Raw genomic sequence first — 18,356 nt, 5'->3', positions numbered from 1 at the left:
TCTTTATCAAGAAATTTGCCTGAAAACCTGTCAAAAAAAGTCAGGTGCAATCGATTCACAGCTATGAACTTATGTCAATCTTAAAAGGAAGTCGAGATTTGATTTCGGCGCTGTTGCTAAGAGATTTGAAGGGGATGCCAACTTCAATCGAATTGCCTGCTAATTTTGCCAAAATTCACACGCCGCGCTTTGAGTGCGGGGAGATGGTGCGCTGGACGGGTGTTGGCGAAGAAGCTGATTGGGGGATAGTTATTGGCAAATTTTACAACTGCGAACCGCGCCGGTACTGTTGGATGTGGTGCTACATAATTTGGCTGGCTGCTAATTCCAAGAGCGCAGCTTGGTGTCAGTTTGATACGGCGCGGGAGGAAGATTTGGAGGGGTTTGAGGATGAAAAAGCCACGAAGTTTGACAAGTAGAGAGCGCAATTTGATTGCCGTTTACAGTCAATGCCAATTGGGAATGACGCCGAAGCAGTTTTATGGCAAGTGGGCGGTGAGTTACGAGGAAATCGCTTTTATTTGTTCCCGTTCAAATTCTACAGTGCGGGGTTGGTTTAAAAAGGGAAAAAATCGAAGATTTCCTACTCCTGTCGATTTGCGTCATCTGGCAGTAATGGACTTTCTGCTGGAACATTTTGAGGAAATTCCAGAGGCACTGGCAACCTTGCTATGTCGGCTTTCTGAAGATAATAGCGTGCATTAGTAATGGCGCGTCTGCTTGAAATTAGTGTATAGAACAATTGCCCGTGTTTTCTCAAATTGATAAACTTCAAAGCGTTTCACGGAGGCGGATCACCCGTTATGGATCAAAGAAACTCTTTCTCCCCCTCTCCCCCTCTCCCCTTCTCCCCTGCGAGTTTCTGAGGAGATTTCTAATGCCTCATTTCCAAATAGACGCGCCACTATTGTTTTTGATTTTATATACATCAAGCCTTTTCAGCATCAAAAAATAATTTGAGCTTGTTCTAGCACAAATATAGTCAATTGTCAATATCACCGTGACCTGTCTTTGACAATATTGTTTCAATTAAGGTAATGGCAGGTAATCAAACACAAACACAATTTGTTACTGTTATCAGGAGGTTAAAATGACCTATTTTGAGAAGTTGCACCCGTGGTGCTTAATTCGCTTACTTCCTAATTGCCAGCGTATTGTTGTGGCGCGATTTCGCAAGAGAAACGATGCAGATGAGCATCTGCGGGTTTTGCAACGGTTGGTTAAACATCGCACATTTGTGATTATTTTTGATAGTCAAGAACAGCCAGCTTTGCCTCAAGATTGATGGGCAAAACTTATTTTGAAGTCGAATTAGTCAAAGTACCTGCATTAGATTAATAACTCCGCTTCTCCACAATTTCTCCTAGTTATCAATCCAACTGATAACTGGGAGAGTTTTTGATGGGTGCATAAGTCCTAACTATGGAAAATTTGAGTAGCAGTCAAATCAACAGAACAAATTATACAAGATTTACGCCCCAAGTGTTTAAATAAACTATTGGTAGCGGTAAGGTGCTTATGGCTCACCCTACATATAGAGGTTATGCGTAAGTCCTGTTAGAGTTATTATTATCGTCTCCATCAATTAATGATTGTGTAAATTTCAGCTAGCGCTGATTAGTGTTTGAAAGATAGTGGAAGAAACCAACCCTATGATTCAAACACTGGTAAAACCGAATTTTCAATTAACTTCTCAACAAAACAACGCCCTCCAACTCCTCGAACAATTTGTAGCAAGTTCTAAACGGGTATTCGGGCTATTTGGATATGCAGGTACGGGAAAATCAACCCTTGTCAACCTGGTAGCAGAACAATTAGTCAGCGCCGGAAAAAGAGTCGCTTTCACCGCTCCCACCAATAAAGCTGTAGGCGTATTGCGACGGATGGCTGCTGAAAAAGGACTGAGAGGAGTAGACTTTATGACCATCCACCAGCTATTGGGGTTAGCTCCAGTCAAACAGGGGCAAAATAAAATCCTCAAACAAGTTTCTCCTTCTTTCCTTCACCTGTACGACACTATTTTTCTCGATGAGTGCAGTATGGTTACAGCAGAACTGTGGAATATTATTCAAGAAAGAATTGCTAGCGCTTTACTCATCGGCAGCAATCGGCAGCTTATTGTTATGGGCGACCCCGCACAATTGCCTCCTGTTAATAAGGGCGAAATAGAAGAGAAAAAATCTCAATCCTTCAGCGTGCCTGAAAAAGCCGTTTTAACAGAGGTCGTCAGGCAAGGTGCGGGCAGCCCCCTGCTAGAATTCGTAACAGCTTGCCGCACGGCTGTCAAGAGCAAAGAGGCGTTCAAACCCTTCTCCAAATTCAGCCTTGATAAAAAAAACGGAGCCTTCTTAGTCCGAGAAAAAACGCTGCTGAAATACGCCTTAAAAAAGTTCTCTTCTACTTTCCCTCAAGACCCTGATTGCTTTCGCATCCTCTGCTACACTAACGAGCGCGTCGCCTACTGGAATAGCAAAATCAGAGCCAAAATCTACGGAAAAAATGCTCCCAGATTTATTATTGGAGAGAGGTTGATTGCTAAAGCTCCCGTTATTGCTCCCGACGGCAAAACCGTCATCCTGCCCACATCAGCAGAAGTGGAAATTGCCGAATTTCAAGAGGATAGGTACTCTGGCTATAAAGCCTGGAATCTCCAGGTTAAAACCGATGCAGGCGACCGACGCCAAATCTATATCCTCCACGAAAATGACGCTCGCCGATTCCAACAGAACAATGCTAGGCTGCTGCAAAATGCTAAAAGCAATCCGAGCTTATGGAAGGCATGGTACGACCATTGTGAAATCTTTGCAGATATGAGAAATTGTTGGGCAATTACTGTACACAATTCTCAAGGCTCTACTTTCACGGAGGTGGGAATTGATAGCAGTGATATCGGCAGGAAAGTCGCTACTAAATTGCTGTACCTCGCTAGGGTTTGTCCCAGTCAAAAAGCTCAATTTCTCAAAGAGTACCGCGACAGTATTCGAGCGCACAATCAGCTTATGTACGTGAGTTGTAGTCGTGCGAAGCAGCGGGTTTTTGTTACTAAGTAAGCCTAGTTTATATTGGCTGAATGGCACTTTTAGAGTTTAAGGGCGATGCCTGCGGACTTCGACGGTTCCGGCTGAGCGCAAACCGTCGAACGCTAGCTACTCCTACTTGCTTGCAGTCTGACCAGACGATCGCCCTTGAAATGTGCTACTTTTTTAATCGTACTCAAGGGCGATTACAGTAATCTTTATATAAAGATAGCATGGGGTACAATAACAATACGGGAGTAAAAGCTGAGAAAATTGTTAGGTTGCGATCGCACTCTTTATCTCACCAAAAAAGTTGCACCAACTTAAAACAGTGCCACACAGACGGAAGTAGTGTCAAAGTTTCCCGGAGGATGGTATGAGTTTAACTAGAGCAATTCCAGAACTGGGTCAGTTAGTCAAAGTGCGATCGCGCCAATACGTCGTCACCGAAATCCGGCCCACTGCCATACCTGTTAATCCCATGCTACCAGGATTACAGCAGTTGCAAAACCTGGTGATGCTTTCCTCGGTGGAAGATGATGCTTTGGGAGAAGAATTACAGGTAATCTGGGAATTAGAACCGGGGGCTTTTATTCGCGAACGGATGGAACTACCGCCACCTACAGGTTTTGATGAACCCGCTAAATTAGACGCTTTTTTGGATGCGGTACGCTGGGGGGGCGCTTCAACTGCTGATATTCGTACTATACAATCTCCCTTTCGCAGCGGTATTGATATTGAAGATTATCAGCTTGACCCCGTTGTGCGTGCCATTCAAATGCCCCGTGTTAACTTACTAATTGCTGATGATGTAGGATTAGGGAAAACCATTGAGGCGGGATTAGTCGCGCAGGAGTTGACAATTCGCCATCGTTGCCGTCGCATTTTGATTATCTGCCCTTCAGCGCTACAAATTCAATGGCGTGACCAAATGCGGGATAAATTTGGTTTAGATTTTCGGATTGTGGATAGTAACTTGATGAAGGAGTTACGGCGTTCTCGCGGGATTCATGTTAATCCTTGGCAGCATTTTCCCAGATTGATTACCTCGATCGACTTTATCAAGCGCGATCGCCCCCTGCGTCTTTTTCGCGAACTCCTCCCCGCCGAAGGCGAACCCCTCTATCCCCGCCGTTTTGACTTGCTGATTGTCGATGAAGCGCACAACGTCGCACCATCCGGCGGCGGAAAATATGCAGTTGACTCGCTCCGAACCACTACAATTAGATTATTAGTTCCTCATTTTGAACACAAATTATTTTTAACCGCAACTCCCCATAACGGTTATCCCGAAAGTTTCACCGCTTTATTAGAATTGTTAGACTCCCAAAGATTTGCTAGGGGTGTTTCTCCTGACAAAAACCAACTGCAAGTTGTCATGGTGCGGCGACTGAAACAGGAGATGCAAAACTGGGATGGTTCGCCTTTATTTCCAGTAAGGAATTTAGCCCCTATTTTAGTAGATTATCCCGCCGGAGAACGGAGGGCGCACGCAGCTTTAAAACATTACACCGAATTACGCGGTAAAGGTGTGGCAGATAATACAGAAAAGTATGCTACTGAATTTGTTTTAAAACTGTTAAAGAAACGCTTGTTTTCTTCACCAGAAGCTTTTGCGATTACCTTAGCTCAGCACGAAAAATCTTTAACTTCAGCCCGTCGCCGGACTGCTACCACTTTATCACGACCAACTGAGGGAATTTTACGCCGTCAATTAGAACAAGTTGAAGAAGAATTTGCCGATGATGCGGTTTACGAAGAAGCAACCGATGAGGCAATTACTAATACTAGCAGATTGTTTCGCCCACTTTCGGCAGCAGAACAACAATTATTACAAGAAATGCGAGACTGGGCAGAAGATGCTGCCAAACGACCGGATGCCAAAGCTCAAGAGTTATTGAATTGGATTCATACTCAGATCAAACCTAATGGGAAATGGTCGAAAGAACGGGTTATTATTTTCACCGAATATCGCGCCACTCAAAAATGGTTGTATAATTTATTAGCAGCCGAAAGATTAATCGAAGGAGACAGATTGATGACTCTTTATGGCGGCATGGTTTCGGAAGATAGGGAAAAAGTCAAAGCAGCTTTTCAAACCGACCCTGATATTTCACCTGTGCGGATTTTACTGGCAACTGATGCAGCTTCGGAAGGGTTAGATTTACAGAATTATTGTTCTAAGTTGATTCATTATGAAATTCCTTGGAATCCGAATCGGATGGAACAGCGGAATGGCAGAATTGACCGTCACGGACAAAAAGCTCAGGAGGTTTTAGTTTATCATTTTGTCGGCAAAGATTATAAACAAAATTCGGTAACGGGAACTAAACCGGGTGATTTAGAAGGTGATTTAGAATTTTTAATGCGGGCGGCATTAAAAGTTAATAATATTAGAGAAGATTTGGGTAAAGTGGGTATGGTGATTGCCCAGCAAGTAGAAGAAGCAATGTTAGGATATCGGACTACTTTAGATACTAGCAAATCTGAACGGGAATCGGAACCTGTGCGACGGATGTTAAAGTTTGAGCGCAAAGTGAGAGAACAGATTGATAAATTGCGGGAACAATTAAACGAAACTCGCCAAAATTTACGATTGACTCCTGATAATATAGAATCAGTAGTAAAAATAGGGCTAGAGTTAGCAGAACAACCGCCACTGATAGAAACTCAGATAGCAGGTTTAAAGGGAAAAGCTTTTTATTTACCAGCCCTAAAAAGCAGTTGGGCGATGTGTAGCGAAGGGTTAGCCCATCCCCATACCAAGGTGATTCGCCCCATTGTTTTTGACCCGGAATTAGCCCAGGGTAAAGATAATGTGGTGTTAGCACATTTGAATCATCGGTTAGTACAAATGTGTTTGCGCTTGTTGCGGGCTGAGGTGTGGTCTGGCGAGGAAAGAAAATGCTTGCATCGCGTGACGGCGAGGTTAGTTTCTGCTAGTTCGGGGTTGGAAACTCCGGCGGTGGTTGCTTATGGTAGATTGGTGATTTTAGGAACCGACCAACAACGGTTACATGAAGAGGTGATTACGGCGGGGGGAATGTTGAAGGATGGGAAATTTACCCGGTTAAAAGTGATGCAATTGCAAGGGGCGTTAAATGCAGTTTTACCAGACGCAGCGCCAGATAGCGTTCAACAAAAATTAGCAAATTTTTGGCCGAATTATGCCGATGAATTGCTGAAAACTTTGCAGGCGCGGATGAGTGATAGAACTGCTAGTTTACAACGGGATTTGCAGAACCGGGCTGATAAAGAGGTGGCGGATATTACGGCTATTTTAACTGAGTTAAAGCTTAGTATTGAAAAAGAGTTTGTTGAACCGGAGTTTAAGCAATTGGAGTTATTTAATACGGAAGAAAAGGCACAATTTGAGCGAAATGTCAATAGTTTAAAGTTGAGAATTGAGCAAATTCCTCGCGAGATTGAACAGGAAACGGATCTGATTAGGGCGAGATTTGCTAATCCAACGCCGCGATTGTTTCCTTTGGCGGTGACATATTTAGTTCCGCAGAAGCTTGTGAGGTAAATTAATATCAATAAAGGCACTGAAGTGCCTACTACAAACAAGTTCGTAGTAAGCACTTTAGTGCAAATGGAGATAAAACAAATGGCGTACAGCGATTTTAAGTTAAATGAAGTAAGTCAACGGTTTGGTTTGAGGGTGAATGAAGCGTCGGGAATGTTTGCGGATGTACCGGAAGCAGAATGTAGCGATTTACTGGTGACAATTCTCGGTGAAAATGTTGATTTGGCGGTGGCGATTAATACGGAAAAAGCTCGTTCGGAAATGATTATTAGTCCTGTTTTGTTAGAGATTAGGCGCAAATTTAAGGATAAAATTAGTTTATTTTCGGGGGTGGACTTTCCGGTTGATGTCCAACAAGGTTTAAATGGCATTTGTGATTTTATCATTAGTTCATCGAAAGAACACTTATTTATTCGCGCCCCGGTAATTACGGTGGTGGAGACGAACAATGAAAGCTTAAAATCGGGGTTGGCGCAGTGTATTGCGGAAATGGTAGCAGCACAGTTATTTAATGAACGACAAGGAAATGAAATCAAAAGTATTTATGGAGTCATCACCATCGGCACGATTTGGCAATTTTTAAAGTTACAGGATAAAGTAATTTCGATTGATTTAAGCGAATATTATATTAAGGATATCAAGAAAATTTTAGGTATCTTAGTCAGCGCCATTCAACAGCCATAAAAACCTATTCCCCATTACCCATCATGTCTACCGCACGTCACCACGCTGAATGGTTATCTCTGGTTGAAGCTTCCGGGCCTTTTTTAAGTTTACCGGTATTGCTGAAAGTGTTTCCCAGTGGGTTAGATGCCCATGACTCGGAACATTTTAAGCTGTTACGGTTAGCCTATGAAGAATGGCAGGATAATCAACTCGGGGCGCGTCCTGAAAAAGCGATTCATCGCGCTTGGGTGGAATTTGTTTTGCGGCAGACTTTGGAATTGCCGGAGGAGGTATTGTTAGAAGGGCAGCGCATTCCGCCTGGGTTGCAAACCACTGTTGCAGAACAGGGCGAAACTCTCCGGCCAGATTGGGTAATTGTTAATCCTCAAGAAACACCCAATGCAGGGACACCCCGGCTATTAGTTCAGATTGTACCTGCCGAACAGGATTTGGAGAAACCTTTGGCAGGACAACGCTGGAAAGCAAGTCCCGCGACTCGGATGATGGAATTATTGCACGCTGCTAATGTGCGGTTGGGGTTAGTAACTAATGGCGAACATTGGATGTTAGTTAATGCGCCTAGAGGTGAAACCACGGGTTTTATTTCTTGGTATGGGACGCTGTGGTTGGAAGAACATTTGACTTTGCGGGCGTTTCGCAGTTTGTTGGGGGTGAGGCGGTTTTTTGGGGTGGATGACTCGGAAATACTGGAAACTTTGCTAACTCAAAGTATTAGCGACCAGCAAGAAGTTACTGACCAATTGGGTTATCAGGTACGGCGGGCGGTGGAGGTGCTGGTACAGGCATTAGACCGCATTGACCAAGATAGAAATCGCACTCTTTTGCAAGATATTTCGGAACCTCAGCTTTACGAAGCGGCGCTGACGGTGATGATGCGTCTGGTGTTTCTGTTTTCAGCGGAGGAACGGAAGTTGATTCCTTCGGCGGGGGGAGAAGCGCTTTATCACGAATATTATGCGGTTTCTACCATTTCTGCTAAGTTACGCAGCGATGCGGATAAGTTTGGTGAGGAGGTGTTGGAACGCCGCAGCGATGCCTGGTGTCGGTTGTTGGCGACATTTCGCGCCGTTCATGGGGGAATTCGCCACGATTTGCTGGATATTCCGGCTTATGGCGGCAGTTTGTTCGACCCGGACAGATTCCCGTTTTTGGAGGGGCGAGTGCGGGGAAGTCGCTGGCAGGAGATTTCTGCTGAACCTATCCCGGTGAACAATCGGATTGTGTTGCATTTGTTGGAAGCGTTGCAAATTTTGCAAATCAGAGTGGGTGGGACGCTGGAACCGCGCCGGCTTTCGTTTCGGGCGCTGGATATTGAGCAAATCGGTCATGTCTATGAAGGCTTGCTCGACCATACGGCAGTCAGGGCAACGTCTCCGGTTTTAGGATTGATTGGGACGCGGGAACGGGAACCAGAGGTGGCGCTTTGGGAGTTGGAGCGGCTGCAAGCCAAGGGCGAGGAGGATTTGGTCAAATTTGTCAAAGAGCAGTCGAATAAGTCCCCTGCTGCCCTGCGTAAGGCTCTCTCAGCGGAGATTTTGCCAAGGGTGCAGGAGCGGTTGCGAGCCGCTTGCAATAATGATGGGGATTTGTATCAGCGCGTTTTGCCCTTTGCCGGATTGATTCGCCTGGACACGCTGGAGTACCCAATGGTGATTCCAGAGGGCAGTGTCTACGTCACGAAAGGTTCAAATCGTCGGGAAACGGGGACGCATTATACGCCGCGCAGTTTAACCGAACCTATCGTGCAATATACCCTGGAACCGTTGGTTTATGAAGGGGTGGCAGAGGGGAAGCCGAAGGAACAGTGGCGGCTCAAGTCAGCGAAGGAGTTACTGCAACTCAAAGTCTGCGATATGGCGATGGGGAGTGGGGCGTTTTTGGTGCAGACTTGTCGCTATTTGGCGGAACGTTTGGTGGAGGCGTGGGAAGGGTTGGAACGGGAAAATCTGGGGAAGGTAGTGATTGCGCCGGAGGGGACTTTATCTAAGTTTCGTCCTGATGAGTGTCCGATTCCGAAAGATAGTGATGAACGGTTGACGGTGGCGCGGCGGATTGTGGCGGAACGCTGTCTTTATGGAGTAGATAAAAATCCTCTGGCGGTGGAGATGGCGAAGTTATCGCTGTGGTTGATTACGTTAGCGAAAGCGCGTCCGTTTACGTTTTTAGATCATGCCTTCAAGTGGGGGGATTCGCTGGTTGGGGTGAATTTGGAACAGTTGCGCTACTGGAATTTGGACACGACGGGTACGCCTGCTTTGTTTGCGGATAAGATTCGCCGGGAGGTTGAACAGGTAATTGAGTTGCGGCGGCAAATTGCAGCAAAACCTGGGATGACGGCGCAAGACCAAACCGAGAAGGCTTATTTGTTGGCGAAGGCAAATGCTGTTGCTAATGATTTGCGCGATGGCTGCGATTTGCTGGTTGCTAGTTATTTTAATGATTTGTCTGAGGTGGAACGAGAAGGGTTAAGGCAAACGCTGTTAACGGTGTTTCGGGATGGGGCGAGTGTTTCTGAGCGGGTGCGTCAGGTGCTGCCTGATTTGGAAAAGTTGCGACCGTTTCACTGGCATCTGGAGTTTCCAGAGGTGTTTTCGGATGATTCAGCACCCAAGGGGTTTGCAGCTTTAGTCGGAAATCCACCGTTTCAGGGAGGGCAAAAAATTACGGGTGTACTGGGTACGGATTATCGAGATTTTTTAGTAGAAAAAATTGCTAATGGAAAAAGAGGGCTTGCTGATTTATGTGCTTACTTTTTCTTAAAGGCACAACAGTTACTTAATTCTCAGGGTGGATTTGGTTTAGTTGCCACAAATACAATCGCTCAAGGGGATACTCGCGAAGTTGGTTTAGATCAGTTAATTGCTACAAATTGTGTAATTTTTCGTGCCGTTTCTAGCCGCAAATGGGAAGGTTCTGCGAGTTTAGAAGTGGCTCATGTTTGGTTACAAAAAGGTAACTGGCAAGGTAAATTTATTTTAGATGAAAAGCCTGTTGATGGAATTACTGCCTTTTTGACAACGCCGGGTAAAGCTGTTGGTAATCCTTATCGGTTAGCTGCTAATCAAGATAATTCTTTTAAAGGTTCGTATGTGCTAGGTATGGGTTTTGTTTTGACTCCAGAAGAAGCACAAGCTTTGATTGAAAAAGACCCTCGTAATAAAGATGTTTTATTTCCTTATTTGAATGGCGAAGATTTGAATTCTCGCCCGGATCAATCTCCGAGTCGTTGGGTGATAAACTTTAAGGATTGGGCTTTGGATGCTGAACATGATGATCCGAAAAAGCCAAAAGGCAAACCTTATGCTGCTGATTATCCTGATTGTTTGGCGATTGTAGAAGAGAAGGTTAAGCCTGAGAGAGAAAAGAATACATTCAGTAAGTCAGTGCGTGAAAAATGGTGGCTATATGAGCGATCACGTTCAGAACTTTATAATGCGATCGCAGGTATGACTCGGGTATTATTTCACGGATTCACTAGCAAATATGTTTGTTTTGGTTTCGCCCCAACAGGGATAGTTTATGCAGGTCCTCACGTAGTTATTGCTTTATCAGGTTACAAAGATTTTTCTATTTTACAATCATCTTTACATGATGTTTGGGTTTTTGCTAATTGTTCTACTCATGAAACACGATTGAGATACGCCCCATCAGACTTATTTGAAACCTTCCCCTTCCCCTCATCAACCTCAAACTTAGAAAAAATAGGCGAAAAATATTACACCCACCGCCAAAGCATTATGCAAACTCACCAAGAAGGATTAACTACAACCTACAACCGCTTCCACAACAGAGACGAAACCGCCCCCGATATTCAACAACTGCGAGAATTGCACGTAGAAATGGATAACGCCGTCGCCGCCGCCTACGGTTGGCAAGACATAGACTTAGGGCATGACTTCCACGAAACCAAACAAGGATTGCGCTACACCATCAGCGAAACAGCACGGCGGGAAGTGCTAGATAGACTCTTGCTGCTGAATCACGAACGCTACGCCGAAGAAATCGCCCAAGGGTTGCACGACAAAGGGAAGAAAAAGGGTAAAAGTGGGGGGAAAACTGCTAAAAAACAGGTATCATCTGAGGGACAGTTAAGCTTATTTTGATTAGCAGATGAAACAAACGTTCGTAGTAGGGACTGAAGTCCCTTTAGCACTAAAGTGCTTACTACAAACGTAAAATGTTCGTAGTAGGGACTTTAGTCCCTCTAGCACTAAAGTGCTTACTACGAAATTTATTCTACTTTTAGCCCACTGCATAATCACTCATTTCCCGCATGAAAGGAGGATAAAAACCTAACACAATATCTTGTTTTGGTACACCCAAATTGACTAAATCTGCTGCAATATCATGTTCTGTTGAATTGTAAAAAATCCAGATTTTCTCATTGCGAATATCAAGATGTATTATACAATCATGTACCCAGCGTTTATGCTGCCAACCCAGATGCACAATTTGATAGTGATTTCGCTGTGTATCAAAGATAGTTTCAACTTCAATATCACCATAAGCTGGCTTAATTTCTGCGTAATCCATCAATAATTGCTGTACAATTTGCTGATAGTTGGTTAATTGATCCGTTAGTTTTTCCATTGTGAAATTTGCTCCAGTTCAATGTCGTAAATAATCAATTTTACGGAATTTTCTTGCAGCATTGATGCTGGAAAATCACGTTGAAAGAAGCTGTTATAGATTAAATCGGGTATGGCTAAATAGAGAATGCGATCGGGTTCTTCACGACGCAATGCAGCCCGATAGTTAATAAACTGCCCCAGTGCTGTATGAAACTCAGAAATTGCCGATGCACTAGCTAAAAAACTTTTGACTTCCACCGCAATTTTCTCATTTCCTCGCTCTGCTGCCAGTAATCTTTCTGCCCCCAAGTCAATTTCCATATCTACACCGCCCACTTTAATTTTAAGTGGATCGTGAGTAACATTCCACCCATCCTTAGTAAGAGCAGTTTTAACAACTTGATGAAAACGATCCTTAGCCACAATAGACGATTTGATATAAAGGTGCAATTTAAAACTATCACATTTAGTGAAAGATGGTGCGTTAAGCGTAGCCGTGACGCACCCTATGTATTTAAATGTGGTATTATGCTAAAAGGCTAAATTTCTAATTTATGAATATTACGAAATATTGCAATATTATGAATATTATCCAACTCCCTGCTATACTACCTGGCAACTTAGACCTCGCAGCGATTAACGAACAGTTAAAAAATCGCACCGCCCAACTAGATTGGAGTAGCGTAATTTCTGCCAACAAACAACATTTAGCAGTCTTATTAAATGGCCTTAGCTTAGATGATAGCGATGTCATCGACTTAGAAAATCCTACAATGTCCGATAACATTGCTCAAAAAGTTGTACATTATTTCAATACCCATCCAAATATTGAAAACAATACCCATCAAAATAGTAAAAATAATCATCCTTCTCTTTTAGAAACGCCAAGTTATTATCAAATTCGGGCAGAATTAGAACAAGCAATATTAGATGATTTACTCGGCCCAGCGGGAGGAGACTATGAAGAAATAGACGAAATGCGAGTTAGCGATCGCTATCTCGTCGGATTAATCGCACCTAGCGATCGGCATATTGTACCCGAAGAACTCGAAGAAACGCCCGAACAAATGGATGAATTAGCCATTTCCGGTAGCGGTACTTTAGAAGAAGGCACAACCGAAAGTAACATTCTCCCCGCCGAGAAAATGTTTCCCTCGGCAATTGGCATGACTTTTTGTGTTGATGGAAATGCCAAAGCAATTAAAGTAAAAGCAGGGTGGGGACAATACGAAAGAGAGAAAAGCGAAAGCGCCAAAACTTCGACTGGCGAAGCAAAAACCTTGTGGCGGCGCTACCCGATTCGAGGAACCTCACCGGATATTATCTTAAAAGTAGGCGCGATTAATCCTTGGCAAATCGATCCCGAAAAAGCAGTATTTGTTCAAGGTCAAATTCGCCAACAGCATCAAGATTGGATCGTGACTCTCTTCTTAGTTAATGGACAAAAAGAACCGGAAATTAGACGCGATAGCGCTTGGTTATTTCAACCAGAATTAAGCGTTGAGTCTGCCGACCCCAAATATCCCGAGATTTTCATTAAACGGCGGCTGAAACGCCAACTCGGTAAACTCAACCCCGTCTTATTTGCCGAAGAACAAGCAATGGCGATGCAGTACCGCAACTGCATAGAATTTGCCGTCGGACACGGGACAGGCGTACACGCGGAACTTTCAGGCGGAAAGTGCGATGGGGAAGCCAGCCAAAAGCATCGGGCTATCCGCCTTGAGACTAAAGTCGTCCCCGCCTACGAAATACCCCAAACTACGCCGCCAACTATTGAGGAAATACCGGGACTGGCGGGATTAATCTTAGATATGAAAGAACTAGCAGAAATTCCCGATTTATCAACTGCTTTAAGTTCTTTAACTATTGCTTATAGTGAATGGATTACCCAACAAACTGCGAAAATTGCCGACTCCACCGCCGATTTAGAGGATTATCAGGAAGCGGCAAAATCGGCTTTGGCAAATTGTCAAATAACTTGCGATCGGATTCAAGCAGGAATCACGTTATTACAAACAGATAATCAGGCTGCTGAAGCATTCCAATTTATGAATATCGCCATGTGGAAGCAGCGGATTCACTCAATTTATGCAGAAAATAAACGGCGCGGCGAAGCCAGCGAATGGGATAATATTGATATTCCCAGGAATCGCACCTGGCGACCGTTTCAGTTAGCTTTTATCCTGCTAAATCTTCCCAGTATCACCGAATTAGACCACCCAGATCGATGTCATCCCACAGATGCGATCGCAGATTTACTTTGGTTCCCCACCGGCGGCGGTAAAACCGAAGCCTATTTAGGATTAACAGCCTACACCATTGGACTGAGAAGATTGCAAGGAGATATTGCCGGACGTTCCGGCGCAGCAGGCGTTGCTGTCCTGATGCGCTACACCCTCCGCCTCTTAACATTACAACAATTTCAACGCGCCACAACCTTAATTTGTGCCTGCGAAGAAATCCGTCGCCAAGATGAAAATAAATGGGGAAAAGAACCCTTTAGAATTGGGTTATGGGTAGGGATGAAAACCACACCAAACCGAACGGAACAAAGCAATGAATTTCTCAAACAAAAACTCGGACAATACCAACCCACTAGCAGCGGTTCCCCCCATCAATTAACTAACTGTCCTTGGTGTGGTTCTCAAATTGACCCCGGCAAACAACATATTAAAGTAGAATCCTTTGCCAAAGGATCAGGACGCACTTTAATTTACTGTGGTGATGCTTTAGGTAAATGTTTATTTACCCAAAAGCAATCTCCCGCCGAAGGTTTACCCATCGTAGTTGTAGATGAAGAAATATATCGTCGTTTGCCAACATTAGTCATAGCAACTGTTGACAAATTTGCCCAAATGCCCTGGAATGGTGCTGTACAAATGCTATTCGGACAAGTAGACGGATATTGCAGCCGTCACGGTTTTCGTTCTCCTGAAATCGAAGACACAGACTCTCACCCCAGTAAATACGGACTCCCTACTGCTAAAACTATTTCGACTAATGCCTTGAGGCCGCCAGATTTAATTATTCAAGATGAATTACACTTAATTAGTGGCGCTTTGGGAACCCTAGTCGGACTGTATGAAACCGCCGTAGATCAACTGGCCTCCTGGGAAGTCAACGGTAAAATAGTCCGTCCAAAAGTAATCGCTTCCACTGCGACGATTAGACAGGCGCGCGACCAAGTGCATAACCTATTTTTGCGCCAAGTACAAGTTTTTCCACCCCAAGGATTAGATATTGAAGATAACTTCTTTTCCTGTCAGCGTCCGCCTTCTGAGGATTATCCCGGTCGGCGATATTTGGGGATTTGTGCCACAGGAAGGCGATTAAAAGCAGCATTAATTCGCGTTTATACAGCAGTATTGGCAGCCTCTCAATATTTGTTTGAAAAATATGGCGATCTGGTTGACCCTTGGATGACCTTAGTGGGTTATTTTAATTCAATGCGGGAATTAGGAGGAACTCGGCGTTTAGTAGATGATGACATTCAATCTCGCTTAGGAAAAACCGATCGCAGAGGGTTAGCAAAACGTCTGAGACTGGAAGTAGAAGAATTGACCTCGCGCAAAAATTCTACCGATATTCCCATCGTATTAAATTGGTTAGAAACTCCTTTTTCCTCAGACAAGTCCAACAAAACTAACAAGCGCAAACCCTTAGATGTTTTACTAGCTACTAACATGATTTCTGTGGGCGTAGACGTAAAACGTTTAGGCGTAATGGTAGTGACAGGTCAACCCAAAAACACTGCTGAATACATCCAAGCAACCTCGCGGGTAGGGCGAAGTTTCCCCGGTTTAGTATTTACTGTTTATAACTGGGCCAGACCGAGAGATTTATCTCATTACGAGCAATTTGAACATTATCATGCTACCTTCTATCAGCACGTTGAAGCCCTCTCAATTACTCCTTTTGCTCCCCGCGCCATTGACCGAGGGTTAGCTGCTTTATTCGTTTCTTTAGTGCGTTTGGCAGGTAGCGAATTAAACGCGAACGATAAAGCCGGTAGAATTTCTCGCCATCATCCTTATGTCGAAGCTGCTATTAATGCGATTTGCGATCGGGCTTTAGCAGTAGGAGATACTAAGACCCGCGATTTAGTAAAACAGGAATTAGAAGCTAAATTAGACTATTGGTTAGCAGAAGCGGATACAACGGGAGGAAAAGTATTAGGATATCAGACTAAAAAAGATGGGGTGACAATGGGATTATTAGAACAACCAGGACAAAGCAATTGGCAATCATTTACTTGTTTAAATTCATTGAGAAATGTTGAACCAAATATTGGATTAATTTTAGACGATCGCATCCCCGATGATGACGATCGTCCAATACAATCAATGAGTGAAACTACCCCAATTGATTTAAACTTTTAGAAGCAATCCCCCACGATTCACTTGTCAGCCGACGGGCGGGCGCGCCGTCGGCACAACCGCTAGATATTTGCACAAATCATTTAGGTTCGCCATATATTAGTTAATACAATGACAACAAATCAATCCTCTTCTAAAAACAAAGTCGGCGAACTCCGACCCAGCCAAATTTTATTTTCTTCAGGCATTGGTTCTATTGTAGATTTACCCAACTTATCAACTATGGTAATGGGATTAGATGATTGGGAACTCACTCACGCCTCAGAATTAGGAGAAGCCCGGTTACTAGCAGCAGTGCAAAAAGAAATCGGTACTCAAGTCAAAAAACTGCTAACGCCACCTATATCTCAATCAAACAACCTTATCCCTAACTTATTTGATGAAAGCGCCAAAGTAGGAATTCCAGTCTCACCTTTCCCCACCTGGGTAGTTTGTCCCCAATGTCGATTACTCGCACCTTTAAGAGCAGGGCTATTTGAGTTAAAAACCGACCGCCATCGACCCGACCAAAATCGCTACATTCATAGGAATTGCCGCAATTTTTCTCCAACAGCCATCCCTGCGAGATTTTTAGTAGCTTGTCAACACGGACACTTAGATGATTTTCCCTGGCGCTACTTCGTTCATAGAGGTAACAGTAATTGCAAAGGTTCTCTGCGTCTCTATGAATATGGTATCTCTGGGTCTGCCACCGATATTGAAGTAAAATGCGATGGTTGCAGTAAATCTCGTCGGCTGTCCGATGCCTTTGGCGAACTTGGTAAAATGAATATGCCTCAGTGTCGCGGCCGCCATCCCCATTTACGCAACTTTGCAGAAGACGGATGTACCAAGCAAATGAAAAGTATCTTACTCGGTGCATCAAATAGCTGGTTTCCCATCACCCTTTCTGTACTCTCGATTCCCACTACTATTAATCAACTGGGGCAACTAATTGATAAACATTGGACGGTGTTAGAAAAAGCTACTACAATTGATATTTTAGCTGCTTTCCGCCAAATCGGTCAACTCAAAGAATTTGCTAAATATTCAGATGGTGAAATCTGGCAAGAAATCGCACAAAAACGTCAGGGGGCTGGGGAAGCCCCTCTTCTGGATGTGAAAGATATCAAAACCCCCGAATGGCAAGTTTTTTCTAACGTAAACACCAGTTTAAATAGCGCTGATTTTCGGTTAACATCTGTCGCCGCTCCTGATGGTTACGAAGCTTATTTTGAAAAAGTTGTCTTAGTAGAACGCTTGCGAGAAGTTCGTGCTTTAGTTGGTTTTACCCGCATCGAATCTCCTGGTGATTATGCTGAAACAGGAGAATTACCCGAAGAATACTGGGCTCCTTTGAGTCGTTCTAAACCTACATGGGTGCCAGCTTCTGAAGTGCGTGGCGAAGGTATTTTTATGCAATTTCAAGAGGAAATCTTACAAAAATGGTTATCCAGTACACCTCGATTAACAAAATACGAACAACAAAGCTTAGAAGCGCATCGTCGTTGGCGCAGGGCGCGTTCCTTAGATCCTGATACTAATTTCCCCCGTATTCGTTATATTTTACTGCATTCCTTCGCTCATGCTTTGATGCGGCAATTAGTAATAGAATGTGGTTACAATGCTGCTAGTTTGCGGGAACGCATTTACTCAAAAGATCCTAATGAAGATAATGGCCCAATGGCTGGTGTGTTGATTTATACAGCCGCACCAGACAGCGAAGGTACGCTAGGGGGATTAGTCAGTTTAGGTGAACCGGGGCTTTTGGGTCGTCATATTGACCAAGCTTTAGAACAAATTGGTTTATGTGCTTCTGACCCTTTATGTGCAGAACATAGCCCTTTACAAAATACAACTTCTTTGCATTGGGCGGCTTGTCATGCTTGTTTGTTTAGTCCTGAGACCTCCTGCGAACGGGGAAATAAATATCTCGATCGCACTTTGTTAATTCCTACTATGAATGCTGATTTATCAGAATTAGCTTTTTTTCAATAATCTTATATAGTAATCCTTGCAGGAGTCGTAAATTTTTTACCCCACCCCAGCCCTCCCCGATGCCTTGGGGAGGGAGTAAGAAATTCACAAATGATTTAGGATTGATTGCTATATCTAAAGTCAATTAACAAGCTGCTAATGCGAGCTATTCTCTGGGCAGCTAGCGCTGCCCCCGCTTAGCAGCTATTTTAACGCA

11 protein-coding genes are annotated in these 18,356 nt (G+C 44.0%); 9 read left to right on the top strand and 2 right to left on the bottom strand.

The window, feature by feature from the left end; genetic code table 11:
• The first annotated feature begins 71 nt into the window (after positions 1 to 71).
• The 7 genes from QUA07_RS05350 to QUA07_RS05320 all read left to right on the top strand — a co-directional run bounded on the left by QUA07_RS05350 (position 72) and on the right by QUA07_RS05320 (position 11,336).
• Positions 72 to 419, top strand: a complete 348-nt coding sequence (locus QUA07_RS05350) for a hypothetical protein (protein ID WP_333323194.1) — start codon at positions 72 to 74, stop codon at positions 417 to 419.
• Positions 391 to 705 carry a helix-turn-helix domain-containing protein gene (locus QUA07_RS05345; RefSeq protein ID WP_333224315.1) on the top strand — a complete coding sequence of 105 codons (315 nt, stop codon included), beginning with the start codon at positions 391 to 393 and terminating at the stop codon, positions 703 to 705. Before QUA07_RS05350 ends, QUA07_RS05345 begins: the two co-directional genes overlap by 29 nt.
• 385 nt (positions 706 to 1,090) lie before the next feature.
• On the top strand, positions 1,091 to 1,285 hold the full coding sequence (locus tag QUA07_RS05340) for a hypothetical protein (RefSeq protein WP_325314622.1): 195 nt from the start codon (positions 1,091 to 1,093) through the stop codon (positions 1,283 to 1,285).
• A gap of 367 nt (positions 1,286 to 1,652) precedes the next feature.
• A complete protein-coding gene (locus QUA07_RS05335) occupies positions 1,653 to 3,050 on the top strand; it encodes an AAA family ATPase (protein ID WP_333323192.1) in 1,398 nt (465 codons plus the stop codon).
• A gap of 343 nt (positions 3,051 to 3,393) precedes the next feature.
• Entirely contained in the window at positions 3,394 to 6,546 is a 3,153-nt protein-coding gene (gene drmD, locus QUA07_RS05330; RefSeq protein ID WP_333323190.1) for a DISARM system SNF2-like helicase DrmD, read from the top strand.
• Between the two features lie 81 nt (positions 6,547 to 6,627).
• Positions 6,628 to 7,230 (top strand): hypothetical protein, encoded by a 603-nt coding sequence (locus QUA07_RS05325; RefSeq protein WP_333323188.1) that lies wholly within the window; start codon positions 6,628 to 6,630, stop codon positions 7,228 to 7,230.
• 23 nt (positions 7,231 to 7,253) lie between these two features.
• Positions 7,254 to 11,336, top strand: coding sequence for an Eco57I restriction-modification methylase domain-containing protein (locus tag QUA07_RS05320; protein WP_333323186.1), 4,083 nt, complete (start codon positions 7,254 to 7,256; stop codon positions 11,334 to 11,336).
• A 139-nt stretch (positions 11,337 to 11,475) separates the two neighbouring features.
• Here QUA07_RS05320 and QUA07_RS05315 read toward each other — a convergent pair whose 3' ends face one another.
• Positions 11,476 to 11,823 carry a XisI protein gene (locus tag QUA07_RS05315; RefSeq protein ID WP_015211713.1) on the bottom strand — a complete coding sequence of 116 codons (348 nt, stop codon included), beginning with the start codon at positions 11,821 to 11,823 and terminating at the stop codon, positions 11,476 to 11,478.
• Complete coding sequence (locus QUA07_RS05310) at positions 11,811 to 12,227, bottom strand: element excision factor XisH family protein (protein WP_332968503.1); 417 nt, start codon at positions 12,225 to 12,227, stop codon at positions 11,811 to 11,813. The genes QUA07_RS05315 and QUA07_RS05310 overlap by 13 nt, the downstream gene beginning before the upstream one ends.
• 158 nt (positions 12,228 to 12,385) lie before the next feature.
• Here QUA07_RS05310 and drmA point away from each other — a divergent pair, with 158 nt between their 5' ends.
• Both drmA and QUA07_RS05300 read left to right on the top strand, forming a co-directional pair.
• The gene (gene drmA / locus QUA07_RS05305; protein WP_333323183.1) at positions 12,386 to 16,186 is read left to right on the top strand and encodes a DISARM system helicase DrmA; all 3,801 of its coding nucleotides are present in this window, start codon (positions 12,386 to 12,388) and stop codon (positions 16,184 to 16,186) included.
• Positions 16,187 to 16,294: 108 nt separating this feature from the next.
• On the top strand, positions 16,295 to 18,160 hold the full coding sequence (locus QUA07_RS05300) for a DUF1998 domain-containing protein (RefSeq protein WP_333323181.1): 1,866 nt from the start codon (positions 16,295 to 16,297) through the stop codon (positions 18,158 to 18,160).
• The last annotated feature ends 196 nt before the right edge of the window (positions 18,161 to 18,356 follow it).

The organism is Microcoleus sp. T3_A4 (assembly GCF_036700465.1).
Lineage (GTDB): Bacteria > Cyanobacteriota > Cyanobacteriia > Cyanobacteriales > Microcoleaceae > Microcoleus.
The sequence above is the reverse complement of the archived record's forward strand: the minus strand, read 5'-3'. Positions and strand labels throughout refer to the sequence as shown.